Here is a 13885-nt window from a genome sequence, read left to right as displayed (position 1 = left end):
TCGGCCCAGCCGACCCCCGCGGGATGCGGTGCGAGCACAGCCGGCGATTCAGCAACGGCTCACTGCTTTTCGATGCGATCCAGGTAGGCCCGGCGCACCCGGTCGTCGACCCGGGTGATCGCGGCGTCGTCGTTGGCGGCCTTGCGCAGGACCCGCATCACCGGCTCGGGCACCAGCCCGGCGACATCGGCCGCCAGCCCCACATACGACGGCACCGCGGTCTCGGCGGCCCTGGTCCGCACGCTGCGGACCACGGCGGCGGCGATGTCCTCGGGGTCGACGGCGGGCAGGATGCCGTAGTCGATGCCGGAGCTGAGTTCGGTGCGCACCGCCGAGGGCAGCACAGCGCTCACGCTCACGCCGGTGGAATCCATCTCCAGCCGGGTCGCCGCGGTCAGCCCCACCACGGCGTACTTGCTGGCGTTGTACACGGCCAGGCCCTTGATCGGGAACTTGCCCGCCAGCGAAGCGACGTTCACGACGTGGCCGTAGCCGCGCGCCACCATTCCGGGCAGCGCCAGCCGCATCCCGTGGATGACGCCGTAGACGTTGACCTCCATGGTGAGCTGGTCGATCCGGTCGGACTGGTCCAGAAAGGCGCCGTTGGGCATCACGCCGGCATTGTTCACCAGTACGTCGAGCGGTCCGCCGCGCCACTTCTCGGCGGCGGCGAGGAAGGCCGCGTACGAGGCCTTGTCGGTGACGTCGAGGACATGGCCCAGCGCTCGATCGCCGAGGCCCTCGGCAGCCTGCACCGCCAGCGCCTCGTCGAGGTCACCGAGCGCGACATAGGCGCCCTTGGCAGCGAAGGCCGCGGCGGTGGCCAGACCGATGCCGCGCGCGGCGCCGGTGATGGCGACCAGCGCGCCGTTCAGATCGATCCGTGGGTAGCTCATGCCGGTACCGCCATCTCGTCGTCGTGGGTGATGCTGAAGTCGTCGGGGTCGAAGGCGCTGACCCGGCGGGTCAGTTCGCCGGTGGACCAGGGCCAGCTGAAACTGTTGCGGCCGTTGGCATCCAGGTAGTAGCTCTGGCAGCCACCCGCGTTGTAGACGGTGCCGGTCAGCGCCGCCTGCACCTGCTCGACGTAGCGGGCCTGCACCTCGGGACGCACGTCCAGGACCGCCCAGCCGCGGCGCCGGGCGCTCGCGATCGCCGAGACCAGGAAGTCGACCTGGGCCTCCAGGATCGCGAAGGCCGAGGAATGGCCGGTGCCCAGACTCGGGCCGAGCACGGTGAACGCGTTGGGGAAGCCGGTGGTGACCGTGCCGAGGTAGGCCTCGGGCGAGCCCTGCCAGTGCTCGGCCATGGTGCGGCCGTCGGCGCCGCGCACGATGTCGGCCAGCGGGGTGTCGAGGATGTGGAAGCCGGTGCCGAGGATGACGGCGTCGACCTCGGCGGTGCTGCCGTCGGCGCCGTGCACGGTGCTGCCGCGGAACTCGGCGACGGCGGTGGCGTGCACGTCGACGTTGTCCTTGGTCAGCGACTGGAGGTAGCTGTTGGAGAACAGGATTCGCTTACAGCCGAGCAGGTAGTCGGGGGTGAGCTTGGCGCGCAGCCGCGGGTCACGCACCACCGCGCGCAGATACGCCGAGCCGACCTTCTGCACGGTCTGCATCAGCGGCCGCGGGTTGCGGAACGCCACGCCGAGGGCTTCCATCAGCCCGTACTCGACCGAACGCAAGGCCTTGTGCGCGAACGGCAAGCGCCGCATCACCCGCTTCTCGATGGCGGGCACCGGGTGGTCCAGCTTGGGCAGCACCCACTGCGCGGTGCGCTGGAACAGGTGCAGCTCGGCGACGTCGGGCTGGATGGCGGGCACGAACTGCACCGCCGAGGCGCCGGTCCCCACCACCGCGACGCGCTTGCCGCGCAGGTCGTAGTCGTGGTTCCAGCGCGCGGAGTGGAACACCTCGCCGGGGAACTCGGCCAGGCCGGGGATCTCGGGAACGCGCGGCTCGTTCCACGGCCCGGCGGCCGAGACGACGAAGCGGGCGGTCAGCTCGCCGGTGCTGGTGTCCAGGCGCCACCGGCGGTCGGTGTCATCCCAGCTGGCGCCGAGCACTTCCACCCCGAAGCGGGTACGGGCGGGCAAGCCGTTGTCGCGGGCCACCCCGTCGACGTAGGCGAGGATCTCGGGCTGGGTCGCGAACAGCCGCGACCATTCGCTGTTGGGCGCGAAGGAGAACGAGTACAGGCCCGAGGGCACGTCGCAGGCGCAGCCCGGATAGGTGTTGGCGCGCCAGGTGCCGCCGAAGGTCTCGGCCTTCTCGAGGATGACGACATCCTCCACGCCCGCCTCGGCGAGCTTGACGGCGGCGCAGATGCCCGAGATGCCCGCACCGATCACGACCACTTCGTGGTGACTCATACGATTTCTCCTTCGACGACAGCGGTCCGGATCGCCTCGGCGACCCGGGCGGGGACGGCTCGGCGGGCGGCGGCCAGGGTGGCCGGGCGCCGGGCGGAGTCCATGAAGTTCGGGCCCATGGCCGCGAGTTCGGCGGGACCGGGTTCGACCCGGATCACCCGGGTGCCCGCAGCGCGCAACAGTGCCACCTCGCGGTCGAGGCCGCGGGTCATCTGAGCGCGCAGGAGGCGCTCGAGGCGGCTCAGGCCGGTCGCGGACGCACCGCCCTCGGTGGTCATCGGCGCGACGACCACCACCTCGTCGAGGTCGAGGGGGGCCAGCAGATCGGCCGACACCGAGGACACCGCGCCGCCGTCGACGAAGGCGCGCCCGCGCACCGGCACCGGCGGGAACCAGCCGGGGATGGCCCAGGAGGCGGCGATGGCCGTGCCGAGGTCGACGGTCGGCGCGCTCGGGGATCCGAAGGCGACCCGCTCGCCCGTGCGGGGGTCGGCGGCGACCAGCCAGGTCGCCGGGTGGTCGACCCAGCCGCCGCGCGGGGTCAGCGCCCGGCCGAACGCGCGCAGCCAGTCGGCGTCGCCACGCCCCTTCGGCAGCAGTCCGGCCAGCGCGGTGTACACCGAGCCGCTGCGCATACCGGCGCCGACCAGCCCGAGGCCGGGCAGTCCGAGGGCGGGTACCGGCGGCGTCATGCCGGGATCCACGGCCACGTGGTCGGCGAGGACCGGATCCGCGCCGGGCGCGCCGTCGAGAGCGGCGAGCAGATCGCCGGGGGTCCGGCCGGAGCCGAGCGCGGCGACGATCTCCGCGCCCGCGGAGGTGCCGATCAGTACGTCGGCGGTGCGGACATCCCAGCCGAGCGCCTGTTCGACGGCGTCGAGGGCGACCGCGGTCCAGGCGAAACCGAGGATGCCGCCGCATCCGATGGCGAGGCCACGTCGTGTAGTCATAACTCGGATACTAACGGTATTCGAATTCCAGCGGTACCCCAGATTTGCTAGACTGGGTCCGTGGCCGCCCGGATGACGCGTAAGGAATCGCACGCACAGACCCGCGAACGACTGGTCGAGACCGCCAAGCGGCTGTTCCTCGCCGACGGCTACAACGTGACCTCCCTCGAGAAGGTGGCCGCCGAGGCCGGCTTCTCCAAGGGCGCCGTCTACTCGAACTTCGCCACCAAGCACGAACTCGGCCTGGCCGTGATCGACGTCGTGCACGTCGAGCGCGCGGAATCCCTCGCCGCGGCGGTGCTGACCGGCGATTCCATGGCGGAGCGGATCGAACGCTTCGCGCGCTGGGCCGACGAGAACATCGGTGATGTCGGCTGGACCGCGCTCGAAGTCGAATTCGCCACCAGCACCCGGCACATGCCCGAGGTGCGCACCGAACTGGCCGAGCGCAGGCGGTCGATGACCGCGGTGCTCGGCTCACTGATCCAGGTCCAGGCCGACGAGATGGGCTTCGAGCTGCCCATTTCGGCCGACGATGCCGCCGTGCAGCTGCTCTCGCTGGGTATCGGTCTCGGCGTGCAGCGCGCGATCGATCCCGAGATGCCGGTCAGCGCGCTGGTCGACCTGCTGCGCGGCCTGCTCGCATCCGTCCTGACGGCGTAACCGTCCGGCTCAGGCCGCCAGCAGGACGGCGTTGGGGGCGAACGAGTTCTGCGCGGACGCGGGCCGAACGGGCGTGGCGATGCTGCGGTCGCCGCCGACCACCACGGCCCGGGCCGGGACCCGGCCGCGCATGGCTTCGGCCACCTGGCCGACCAGCTCGCTCAGCGAGGTGCCGAGCGCGCCGGCCAGCGCCGCGATCATCTCACTGGAGGGTTCCTTGCGGCCGCGCTCGACCTCCGACAGGTACTGCGGCGAGATGCCCGCGCGCCCCGCGGTGTCGACCAGCGTCGAGCGCTGCTCGAGCCGCAGGCTCCGCAACCGCTCACCGAGGGCTTCGCGCCACAACGGTTCGGGGCGCGGCCGCCTTTCGCCGCGTCCGCCCGGAATCACCCGCAACCCGTTGTGTTCGCCCATACGTCGAGCGTAGGGACGCCGGTCCCGACACACCCGGTTCTTCTGCTGTGGGCGTAACTCAGCGGGTGATGCCGAAGCGGGTGTCCACCCAGCCGAGCGCGTCGGCGAACCCGGCGGCGACGATGCCGCTGTGGTCGACGTCGTCGTACTTGCGGTAGTCGACGGACTGGCCGTTGAGCTGCTGTTCGGCCACCATCGCGTCGGTCGACTTCAGCGGCACCGTCAGGTCGGAGCGTCCCTGCAGGACCAGCACCGGTGCCGCGAACCGCAATCCGCTGGGATCGTTGTCGTCGAGGACTCGCAGCAGGCCGGACGGATCGCCGTCCTCGGTGAACACGTCCTTCGCCGAGAGCCCACCCCACCTGCTCCGATCCCGCAGTCCCGCGGTGCATTCGGAGTCCGCGAGCGGCAGCAACGAGACCGCGCGGCCGGTGAGGAACCGGCCGGGATCGACATCGGTGACGGTCTGCGCGCCACGCACCAGCAGGGGCACATACAGCGAGATGTCACCGGTGCCGAGCTTGCCCAGCGGATTCGACACCGCCCACTTCGCCATCCTGACCTGTTCGCCGAGATGGGAGGCGGGGGCCAGCGCGACCGCGCCGAGCAGTGGCGCGCCCGGCGCCCACGCCCCAGCCGCGCTCGCGGCGAACAAGGCGGCGTGCCCGCCCTGCGAATGCCCCATCGCCACCCAGCGCGCGCCCACGGTCTTGTCGACTTCTCGTGCGGCCGTGGCGATATCGCTCATCGCCCGCTGTTCGGTCTCGCCGATCAGATAGCCGTGGTCGCCCGGCGTGCCCAGGCCCTGATAATCGGTCCTGGCCACGGCGTAGCCCTTGGCGACCCAGCGCGCCTGTTCGTCCTTGCCCGGCGAGGACCCCTCGGCGCGCGAGGGCGCGCACACATCGGCGACCCCGTTGGTGCCCGGCGCCCAGGACAGCAACGGCCAGCCGCTCGCGGGCGGTGTCCCCTCCGGCACGGCGAGCGTGCCCGAGACCGCCACGGGCTTGCCCTGCGCGTCGACCGATCGATACAGCACCAGGAAGTTCCTGGCTCCCGGCACCGCCTGCGAACCGGTGACGGGCTGGGTCCGGATCACCGAGCCGTGCGGTCCCGGAATCGATTCCGCCGGGGGCGAATAGAAGTCGGACCGGGGAGTGCCCGCGACCTCGGTCACGCTCGCCGTGTCCTGCCCACAGGCCGCCGCCGTCACGGCCAGACAGGCCACCGCGGCGGCCGTGATCACCCGAGCGATTCCTGTCCGCATGTTCCCCCCACGTGCCACCGAACGGCCGCCACGCGCGGCCGGTAAACCGCCGATCAGGGTACTCGATGCCGCGGGGACGGCCGGGAGGCCCGGCCGTCCCCCGGACTCAGCGCAGCACCCGGCCGAGGAAGTCGCGGATCAGCGCCGCGATCTCCGGTCCGTGCGACTCCAGCGCGAAATGACCGGCGTCGAGCAGGTGCAGTTCCGCGTCGGGCAGATCGCGCAGGTAGGCACGGGCACCGTCGGCGCCGAAGATCTCGTCGTGCTCACCCCAGGCGATCAGCGTCGGCGGCTGATGCTCGGCGAAGTACTTCTGGAACGCGGGGTAGCCGTCGAGGTTGTTCTTGTAGTCGAAGAACAGTTGCAGCTGGATCTCCTTGTTGCCGGGGCGATCCAGGTAGGCCTGGTCGAGGGTCCACGTGTCCGGGCTGACCAACGCCAGCCGATCGGCCGGAACACCGTGTGTGTACTGCCATTTGGTGGCGTCGAGCTCGAGCAGCTTGCGCACCTCGGGTTCGTGGGTGACGCGGTCGTTCGCGTGCGCGAACAGCACCTCCCAGAACGGCGTGAAGCCCTCCATGTAGGCGTTGCCGCTCTGGGTGATGATGGCGGTGATCCGCTCCGGGTGGCGCGAGGCGATGCGCAGGCCGATGGGGGCGCCGTAGTCCTGGATGTAGATCGCGAAGCGCTCGATACCGAGGGTGTCGAGCAATTCCAGGGTGATGTCGGTCAGCGAGTCGAAGGTGTAGTCGAAGTCCTCGACGCTCGGGGCGCCCGACTGGCCGAACCCGAGATGGTCGGGCGCGATCACGTAGTAGTCGTCGGCGAGAGCCGGGATCAGGTTGCGGAACATGGCCGAGCTGCTCGGGAAGCCGTGCAGCAGTAGCAGGGTGGGGTTTTCCGGGTTGCCCGCCGCGCGATAGAAGACGGTCTGCCCCTGGATCTGGACGGTGTTGTGGCTGATCTGGCTCATGCTGGATCTCTCTTTTTCGATGGGTGTGATTACTCGGACCAGGTGGAGTTCTGGACGGCCTCGACGAAGTCGCCGCGCCGGAAGCCGGGGACGCAATGTGCCGGCACGTCGGCTTTCACGTTGCCGAAGGTGGTGTCGGGGCGGTCGCGGATGCCTCGGTGAAGGCGGCGAGGATCTGTCGGCGCCGTCGATCTCGAAACGCTGGTTGCCGGAGCGGTAGCGCCGGGTCTGGCCCAGGTCGTGGAACATGGCGCAGACGTAGCGGATCTCGGGGTCGTAGCTCGGGCCGGACGCCGCCCCGCGCAGCGCGCCGAAGTAGTAGACGCGGCGGGGGTTGGTGGTAGATCAGCGGACTCGCCGCGGCGCGGACCAGCTCGGTGGCCTCGGCCACCAGCGCCGAATCCGGGATCGCCGGAAGCTCGGTCATCGGGTGTTCCTTTCAGACGGTGACCGGTTCGCGGTGGCGGACCGGAGTGATCAGTGCGGCGGCGGCGACGGTGAACACCAGGCCGAGCGCGAAATAGCCGCGGTAACTGTCGGTGAGGGCGTGCACGACGGTGGCCACGCCGAGGCCGGCGGCGGCGGCCAGCTGGTGGATCACCCAGGCGGGGGCGAGCGTGCGGCCCATCCGCGCCGGGTCGAGGCCGCGCGACAGGATGGCCATGGTCAGTGGGATGACCGGGAACGAGGCGATGCCGAACAGCACGGCCACCACGACCAGCACCTGGGGCCCGGGCACGAACAGAGCGGGCAGCAGGGCGGCCAGGCGTACCGAATACAGCACCCGGAGCAGCGATTCCGGCGGGTAGCGGCGCAACAGTCGCACCATCGCCGCCGAGGTGAGCCCGGCCGCCAGGGCGGCCAGCGCCACCAGCCTGCCCGCACCCGCCACCGACCAGCCCTGCTCCACGGCGTGTTTGGGCAGCATCAGCACCACCACGTACAGGGTCGCCGCGTGTAAACCGAACGACACCAGCACTTTCCATCGATCGGCCAGCGACTCCCCCGCACCGGCGCTGGTCGCCGCCCGCTGATCCGTGGGCAGCAGCACCCACAGCGCGGCGGTGGCGGCCAGCCCGATCGCGCCCAGCAGCGCGAAGGTGGCGCGCACCCCGATCGGCTCGAACAGCGCCGTGGCCGCCCATGGCGTGATCAGCTGTCCCAGGTTGATGCCGATCGCGGCCCGCGCCATGGCGGGTCCGGCCTGCGGGCCGTGCGCGCGGCCGAGCAGCGTCGTCACGGTCAGCGTCGACGACGACGCGAAGCCGAGTCCGCCCAGCACCATGTACGCCGCGACGAACTGCCAGGTCTCGGTGACGGTGGCCAGCACCAGATAGCTGCTCGAGATCAGGGTGAGCCCGCCGATCAGCACGAGCTTGGGCCCGAACAGATCCAGCAGCCTGCCGATGCCCTGCTGCGCCAGCCCGGTGACCGTGGTGCCCAGCGCGGCGGCGACGGCCAGTGCCGTCGCCGAGACGCCGTAGGCCGCGGCCGTCGGGGCGAAGAACACGCCCATCGTGAAGTTCAGCCCGAACGACACGGTCATCGCCGCGAGTCCGGCCCAGGCGAGATGTTCACGTCGCATGTCGGTCACCTCCTTTCCGTGTGTAGCCGGGCGATCTCGCCCTCGAGTTCGGCGATCCGATCGCGCAGGACCTGCATCGCCTCGGCGACCGCCGCGCGTGGATACAGCGGCGGAATGTGCTGACGGCAGTTCCAGTCGAACGCCTCGATGTCGATCAACACCGCGCGCTCGAGCTGCGCGCGATACCCCTCGACCGCCAGCGAGGCGACCAGGTCCGGATCGTCGGCGGCTTCGACCACTCGCGCCCGGCCGAAGATCTTCATCCGCGCCTGCGCGGCGTAGTCCATGAGGAACAGCGAGACCCGGTCGTCGTGGTCGAGATTGCCGCGGCTGATGTATTGCTTGTTGCCACGGAAGTCGGCGAAACCCAACGTGCGATCACCGAGCACCTTCAGCAATCCCGGTGCGCCACCGCGATGCTGGATGTACGGCCAGCCGGTCTCACCGACCGTGGCCAGGTAGAAGCTGTCCCGCTCGCCGATGAACCAGGCCTCGTCGGGCCCGATCCGGTCGGCGACCTCGGGCACCTGCGCCATCCGCTCGTAGCTGCGCAGACTGCCGTGCGCGCGCTGGTGCTCGCGCACCAGCGGAGTGAACGCGACCTGCGCGTAGTGCCCGGTCACGACTACCCCTTCGCCCGCTCGATCTTCCCGGCGAGCGCGGCGAGCAGGCTCTGGAGCAGGTCGATGGTGGTCTCGTCGACCAGGTTGCCCGCGTCGTCGAACCGCTCGTGCGACCGGAAGGCGATCACCTCCGGCTTGACCACCACATCGCTCTCGGTCCAGACGAAGACCTGCCGCAACGCCAGTTGCGCTCGGACCGAACCGAATTGGGTGGGCGCGGCGCCCATGATCGCGACCGGCTTGCGCAGCAGCGGCAGCCCTTCGGTCCTGGTCCAGTCGGTGCTGACCCAGTCGATGGCGTTCTTGAGCACACCGGGGATCGAGTAGTTGAACTCCGGCGTCGCGATCAGCACGCCGTCGGCGGCGGCGATGCGGCGGCGCAGGTCGGCCACCGCGGCGGGTCGCTGGTCGGGCGTATCCAGATCCTGGTCGTAGGGCGGGATCGCCCGGAGCCCGTCGTAGATCTCGATGTCGAGGCCGGCGCCGAATTTCTGGGCGGCGCGCAGCAGGGCGGTGTTGTGCGAGTCGGCGCGCAGGCTGCCCGACAGCGCGAGGACGGTGTGGTTGGTCATGGGCTCGCTCTTCTGGGTCGTGCGGATGGGATCCGTTGTTCTAACCAGTCATCGATACTTTAAAGGTTAGTTCGGGCCTCGTTGATTCCCGGTTCGGGAAAAAATCTCGGATTCAACGACGGAGCGCCTTCGTGGCGTACTCAGAACCTATGGCGCGGGCGCGGTATCGACGGCGGACCACCGGCGCCGCGCGGCGGACATTCCACGCCAGATCGTCCAGCTGGAAGGGTTCGCACTTCGGTTGCCCGCGAACGGTTGTCGTCGACTAACATCCGCTGGTGATCGACAGCACCATCCCGGTACGCACCGCCCGGCTGATCCGGGCGACCGCCCGGGGTGTCGGGGTCACCGAGGCCGAGCTGCGTCATCTGCCCGGCCCCGACCCCGCGGACATCGCCGATGGCCTGGCCCGCATTCCCACCGAGTCGACCTGGCGCATCTGGGAACTCACCGAGGCGATCGGCGGTCCCGGTGCCGGACTCCGGGCGGGAGCCGCGGCCGATCGTGGGCAGTTGCTCGAGTGGGACTACCTGTTCACCAGCGCACCCACCCTGGCCGAGAGCGTCCGCATCGCGTTCGACCTGCGCGCCCTGGTGACCGATCCGGGTGTCGGCTGGTCCGTGCGCGAGGACGGCCGCCTGCTGGTCCTGCGGTTCGACGCGATCGAGCCCGACCCGCTACTGGCCCCGGTCGAGGACTTCATCCTCTCCACCGTGCTGCGGCGAATGCGCGAGGCCACCCGGACGGCGATCACGCCGGTCCACGTCGCGCTCCGCAGGCGCGCACCCGCCACCCGGCAGCACCTCGTCGATCTCTTCGGCACCCAACGCATCGATTTCGGCGCCCCGCACGCCCAGCTGACCTTCCTCGACGTCGCCGACCTGCCCACCGGCACCGATCCGCAGCTGGGCGCCCTGGTCCGGCACCACGCCGAGCTCGCCCTCGCCGGCTCCTGCCCCGTCCCCACCGATCAGGAGGCGCTGCGCGCCGCGATCCTCGACGAACTCGCCACGGGCGAGCTCACCCTTCCCGCCGTCGCCGCTCGTTTCGCCGCCAGTCCGCGCACCTTCCAGCGCCGCCTCGCCGCGGCGGGCACCACCTGGCGCGACGAAGTCGACGCCGCCCGCCGCGACCGCGCCGAACGTCTGCTGCGCGAGTCCGACCTCCCCGTCCAATCCATCGCCGCCCGCCTGGGCTACACCGATGCTCGCGCCCTGCGCCGTTCCTTCCACCGCTGGACCGGCCACAGCCCCGATGCCTTCCGCCGGGCGGCCGGCCCCGCAAACACGAACGGCGCGTTCACCCTCGGGTGAACGCGCCGTTCGGCGGGAAACGAACTAGCGGCCGATGGCCGCGGCCATCACGCGGACGGCGGAGATCAGGCCGTCGATCAGGTTGCCCTGACGGAACGACGCCAGCGCGGCGGTGACACCCAGCTGGCAGATGCGATCGTTGGCGCGCTCGGCGACGTGCGCACCGGAGCGCACCTCGATGGCGCCCTGGTTCGGCGAGACCGCGATGAGCACCGAGTCGGCCGCCTCGGGGGTGTTCGGCAGGACCGCGTCGGCGCCGGCCGCCGGGTCGTTGCCGAGATCGCCGAGGTAGATGTTGAAGCGGACCTTGGTCGCGCGGGTCGCCTCGGTGAGGGCGTTGTCGAGCATGACGCGCTCACGGTCGGTGAAAGGCACCTCGTCGAAGACGGTGCCCGGCTCGTGCACGCCCGAGACGCGACCGCTGCTGGTCAGTGCGAATCCGTGCGGCAGGTCGGCCTCGACCACCGCGGGCCACTTAGAACTTGCCACTTGCCCGGCCTCCGATCAGCTCCGCGTTCGCGGCTTCGAGAGCCGCATGGCTGCCATGCGACTCGGCGGTGTGGTGACCCGCCGCGGCGGTCACCTCGTCGGTAGCACTCCACAGCACCGGCGAGTGGGTCCACTTCTGCCCGAGCGCGAAGTGGGCCGGCTTCTCACCGGGGAATGGCTTACCGAGATAGGACAAACCCGCGATCGCGAAGTAGATCGCGGCCGGGATGCCGACGAAGATCAGCACTGTCTCGAGAATGCTCACGGTCCAACGGTAGACGATGCTCTGTAGTAGTTCATCCTCCGGCACTCCCGAAACCGCGTGTCCACCCTCCTCAGACCAGCCAGGCCGCCGCGTTCGCGGGCAGCCGGTCGTCGGCGACGGGGGCGCTGGCCAGCAGCACCTCCCCCGGCGGCAGCTGGATCGGCCCGTCGGAGGCGTTGAGGACACAGATCAGTCCACCCGGCCTGCGGAAGGCCAGGCATCCGTCCGGGCTGCCGTACCACTCGATCCGGTCACCCGCGAATTCCGGCCGTGTGCCACGCAGATCGATCGCCAGCCGGTACAGCGACAGCGTCGAATGCAGGGTCTCCAGTTGGGCTTCCACCGTGCGGTCGGCCCAGTCGGCCGGGATCGGCAGCCACGGCGTGCCCGTGGTGAAGCCGAACGGGGTGGTCGAGCCCTCCCACGGGATCGGCACCCGGCAGCCGTCGCGCCCGCGTTCGGTGTGGCCCGAGCGCTCCCACACCGGGTCCCGCAACGCGTCCTCGGGCAGATCGTCGACGTTGGGCAGGCCGAGTTCGGCGCCGTTGTAGACGAACACCGCCCCGGGCAGCGCCAGCTCGACCATCGTCATCGCCCGCGCCCGCGCGACCCCGATCCGGCCGCCGCCGTAGCGGGTGACCTCGCGTTCGATGTCATGGTTGGACAGCGTCCAGGTCGGCGGGGCGCCGACGCCGCTCACCGCGTCGAGGGAGTGCGTGATCGCCTCGCGCACACCCTCGGCGGTGTAGGGGGTCTCGGCCAGGCGGAAGTTGAACGCCAGGTGCAGTTCGTCCGGGCGCACGTACTCGCCGAAGCGGGTGTTGTCGTCGACCCATACCTCGCCGATCGACACCGCGTGCGGGTAGTCGTCGAGGACCGCGCGGATGCGGCGGTGGATGGCGTGCACGCCCGGGTTGTTGAAGCGGGGATCGTCGTCGTCGTGGACCAGCATCTTGGTCTCGACCTTCGCCATGTCGGGCAGGCCGTCGGGCTTGGCCATCCCGTGCGCGACATCGATCCGGAAGCCGTCGACCCCGCGGTCGAGCCAGAACCGCAGCGTCTTCTCGAAATCGGCGGCGACCTCGGGATTCTCCCAGTTCAGGTCCGGCTGTTCCGGCGCGAAGATGTGCAGGTACCACTGGCCCGGGGTGCCGTCGGGCTCGGTGACCCTGGTCCAGGCCGGGCCGCCGAAGATGCTCGGCCAGTTGTTCGGCGGCTCGGCCCCGTCGGGGCCGCGGCCGTCCCGGAACAGATAGCGGGCCCGCTCGGGGCTGCCCGGCGCGGCCTCCAGGGCCGCGGTGAACCACGGGTGCTCGACGCTGGTGTGATTGGGCACCAGGTCCATCGTCACCTTGATCTCGCGGTCGTGTGCCTCGGCGATCAGCTCGTCGAACGCGGCCAGCCCGCCGAAGAGCGGGTCGATGTCGCGCGGGTCGGCCACGTCGTATCCGCCGTCGGCCTGCGGCGAACGCATCACCGGACAGATCCACAGCGCGTCGACGCCCAGTAACTCCAGGTAGCCCATCTTCTCGCGAACGCCGCCCAGATCGCCGACACCGTCACCGTCGGAGTCGGCGAACGAACGTGGGTAGACCTGATAGAACACGGCGGTTGTCCACCACGGAGCGGTGCTGTTTTCCCCCGGCACCGGCGAGGCAGGTGTCTGTGTCACAACCGCAATATTGCCAAAGATTGCCCGGGATATTCCTACGGCGCGAGACTTTCTTCGAATCTGGCAAATCGCCAGCGTTCGCCACGCCGGAGCGAAACATCGGGGTAAACCTCGGCATCGACCCGAAACCGCGGCGCCACCTGCCGGTCATCAGCGAACGCGGGGCACCCTTCCCCTCACCCGGGCGCGTTCTGCAGCGAGGCGGCCGCCATCTGGAAGTAGTCCATCAGCTGCTTGCGGTGCGCGTCGTCCAGGATCGATGGCTCGATCTCCCCGACCGCGATCGTCATGCACCGCAGCCACGCGTCACGCTCGAGCGGGCCGACGACGAACGGGTTGTGCCGCATCCGCAGCCGCGGGTGCCCACGCTCGTCGGAGTAGGTCCGCGGCCCGCCCCAGTACTGCTCGAGGAACATCCGCAGCCGACGCTCGGCGGGGCCCAGATCCTCCTCCGGATACAGTGGGCGCAGGATCTCATCGGCAGCGACCTCGCGATAGAACACGGACACGATGCGGCGGAACGTCTCGGCGCCACCCACCGCTTCGTAGAACGAGGTCGTTGTCTGCTCACCTGAAGTCACGGCGTCCATTGTGCCCCGATGACCGGGCACGCGACGCGGCGGCAGCCGCGCATCACGAACGCGTGGCCCTTCAACCACAGTTCACCCGAAAGTTTGAAAAATAGCCGTGCAATACCGGCGGAACCATGGTCAACTGGGGGGCAGTAT

The 13885-nt window shown here is 70.2% G+C and carries 15 protein-coding genes; 2 read left to right on the top strand and 13 right to left on the bottom strand.

Features of this window, described 5'->3' with window-relative positions; all coding sequences use genetic code 11:
- Nucleotides 1–59 precede the first annotated feature (59 nt).
- From ACIO52_RS16440 to ACIO52_RS16430, 3 genes are read right to left on the bottom strand one after another with little or no spacing between them, the layout of a single operon-like run.
- A complete protein-coding gene (locus ACIO52_RS16440; protein ID WP_218721509.1) occupies nt 60–896 on the bottom strand; it encodes an SDR family oxidoreductase in 837 nt (278 codons plus the stop codon).
- Nucleotides 893–2371, bottom strand: coding sequence for an NAD(P)/FAD-dependent oxidoreductase (locus tag ACIO52_RS16435; protein WP_316573846.1), 1479 nt, complete (start codon nt 2369–2371; stop codon nt 893–895). Before ACIO52_RS16435 ends, ACIO52_RS16440 begins: the two co-directional genes overlap by 4 nt.
- Complete coding sequence (locus ACIO52_RS16430; RefSeq protein WP_402644661.1) at nt 2368–3321, bottom strand: patatin-like phospholipase family protein; 954 nt, start codon at nt 3319–3321, stop codon at nt 2368–2370. The genes ACIO52_RS16435 and ACIO52_RS16430 overlap by 4 nt, the downstream gene beginning before the upstream one ends.
- Nucleotides 3322–3381: 60 nt before the next feature.
- On the opposite strand from ACIO52_RS16430, the gene ACIO52_RS16425 reads away from it, so the two are divergent.
- Nucleotides 3382–3984: a TetR/AcrR family transcriptional regulator gene (locus tag ACIO52_RS16425; RefSeq protein WP_308248668.1), complete on the top strand. Its 603-nt coding sequence runs from the start codon at nt 3382–3384 to the stop codon at nt 3982–3984.
- 9 nt (nt 3985–3993) lie between these two features.
- Here ACIO52_RS16425 and ACIO52_RS16420 read toward each other — a convergent pair whose 3' ends face one another.
- The 6 genes from ACIO52_RS16420 to ACIO52_RS16395 form a co-directional block, all read right to left on the bottom strand.
- Complete coding sequence (locus ACIO52_RS16420) at nt 3994–4398, bottom strand: helix-turn-helix domain-containing protein (RefSeq protein ID WP_402644658.1); 405 nt, start codon at nt 4396–4398, stop codon at nt 3994–3996.
- 58 nt (nt 4399–4456) lie between these two features.
- Nucleotides 4457–5665, bottom strand: a complete 1209-nt coding sequence (locus ACIO52_RS16415) for an alpha/beta hydrolase family protein (RefSeq protein ID WP_402644656.1) — start codon at nt 5663–5665, stop codon at nt 4457–4459.
- Nucleotides 5666–5771: 106 nt separating this feature from the next.
- On the bottom strand, nt 5772–6638 hold the full coding sequence (locus tag ACIO52_RS16410) for an alpha/beta hydrolase (RefSeq protein ID WP_342800784.1): 867 nt from the start codon (nt 6636–6638) through the stop codon (nt 5772–5774).
- A 439-nt stretch (nt 6639–7077) separates the two neighbouring features.
- Nucleotides 7078–8223 carry an MFS transporter gene (locus tag ACIO52_RS16405; protein WP_402644653.1) on the bottom strand — a complete coding sequence of 382 codons (1146 nt, stop codon included), beginning with the start codon at nt 8221–8223 and terminating at the stop codon, nt 7078–7080.
- A 5-nt stretch (nt 8224–8228) separates the two neighbouring features.
- Nucleotides 8229–8846 (bottom strand): pyridoxamine 5'-phosphate oxidase family protein, encoded by a 618-nt coding sequence (locus ACIO52_RS16400; protein ID WP_316573841.1) that lies wholly within the window; start codon nt 8844–8846, stop codon nt 8229–8231.
- A 2-nt stretch (nt 8847–8848) separates the two neighbouring features.
- Complete coding sequence (locus ACIO52_RS16395) at nt 8849–9418, bottom strand: NADPH-dependent FMN reductase (protein ID WP_218721517.1); 570 nt, start codon at nt 9416–9418, stop codon at nt 8849–8851.
- 278 nt (nt 9419–9696) lie between these two features.
- On the opposite strand from ACIO52_RS16395, the gene ACIO52_RS16390 reads away from it, so the two are divergent.
- Nucleotides 9697–10731 (top strand): helix-turn-helix domain-containing protein, encoded by a 1035-nt coding sequence (locus ACIO52_RS16390; protein ID WP_316573840.1) that lies wholly within the window; start codon nt 9697–9699, stop codon nt 10729–10731.
- Nucleotides 10732–10755: 24 nt separating this feature from the next.
- Here the strand turns inward: ACIO52_RS16390 and ACIO52_RS16385 are convergent, their stop codons facing one another.
- The 4 genes from ACIO52_RS16385 to ACIO52_RS16370 all read right to left on the bottom strand — a co-directional run bounded on the left by ACIO52_RS16385 (nt 10756) and on the right by ACIO52_RS16370 (nt 13747).
- On the bottom strand, nt 10756–11220 hold the full coding sequence (locus ACIO52_RS16385; protein WP_316573839.1) for a DUF5130 domain-containing protein: 465 nt from the start codon (nt 11218–11220) through the stop codon (nt 10756–10758).
- On the bottom strand, nt 11207–11485 hold the full coding sequence (locus ACIO52_RS16380) for a hypothetical protein (protein WP_218721519.1): 279 nt from the start codon (nt 11483–11485) through the stop codon (nt 11207–11209). Before ACIO52_RS16380 ends, ACIO52_RS16385 begins: the two co-directional genes overlap by 14 nt.
- A 70-nt stretch (nt 11486–11555) precedes the next feature.
- The gene (locus ACIO52_RS16375; protein ID WP_308248670.1) at nt 11556–13157 is read right to left on the bottom strand and encodes a glycoside hydrolase family 13 protein; all 1602 of its coding nucleotides are present in this window, start codon (nt 13155–13157) and stop codon (nt 11556–11558) included.
- Between the two features lie 176 nt (nt 13158–13333).
- Complete coding sequence (locus tag ACIO52_RS16370) at nt 13334–13747, bottom strand: globin (protein ID WP_316573838.1); 414 nt, start codon at nt 13745–13747, stop codon at nt 13334–13336.
- Between the last annotated feature and the right edge of the window lie 138 nt (nt 13748–13885).

It is taken from the genome of Nocardia sp. NPDC087230 (genome assembly GCF_044744725.1).
GTDB classification, from domain to species: Bacteria; Actinomycetota; Actinomycetes; order Mycobacteriales; family Mycobacteriaceae; genus Nocardia; species Nocardia canadensis.
This window is presented reverse-complemented; position numbering and strand designations above follow the sequence as displayed.

What these genes read in the sequence shown, in the direction of transcription:
- ACIO52_RS16440 (WP_218721509.1), bottom strand. Translation starts at nt 896, where the DNA reads ATGAGCTACCCACGGATCGATCTGAACGGCGCGCTGGTCGCCATCACC.
- ACIO52_RS16435 (WP_316573846.1), bottom strand. Translation starts at nt 2,371, where the DNA reads ATGAGTCACCACGAAGTGGTCGTGATCGGTGCGGGCATCTCGGGCATC.
- ACIO52_RS16430 (WP_402644661.1), bottom strand. Translation starts at nt 3,321, where the DNA reads ATGACTACACGACGTGGCCTCGCCATCGGATGCGGCGGCATCCTCGGT.
- ACIO52_RS16420 (WP_402644658.1), bottom strand. Translation starts at nt 4,398, where the DNA reads ATGGGCGAACACAACGGGTTGCGGGTGATTCCGGGCGGACGCGGCGAA.
- ACIO52_RS16415 (WP_402644656.1), bottom strand. Translation starts at nt 5,665, where the DNA reads ATGCGGACAGGAATCGCTCGGGTGATCACGGCCGCCGCGGTGGCCTGT.
- ACIO52_RS16410 (WP_342800784.1), bottom strand. Translation starts at nt 6,638, where the DNA reads ATGAGCCAGATCAGCCACAACACCGTCCAGATCCAGGGGCAGACCGTC.
- ACIO52_RS16405 (WP_402644653.1), bottom strand. Translation starts at nt 8,223, where the DNA reads ATGCGACGTGAACATCTCGCCTGGGCCGGACTCGCGGCGATGACCGTG.
- ACIO52_RS16395 (WP_218721517.1), bottom strand. Translation starts at nt 9,418, where the DNA reads ATGACCAACCACACCGTCCTCGCGCTGTCGGGCAGCCTGCGCGCCGAC.
- ACIO52_RS16370 (WP_316573838.1), bottom strand. Translation starts at nt 13,747, where the DNA reads ATGGACGCCGTGACTTCAGGTGAGCAGACAACGACCTCGTTCTACGAA.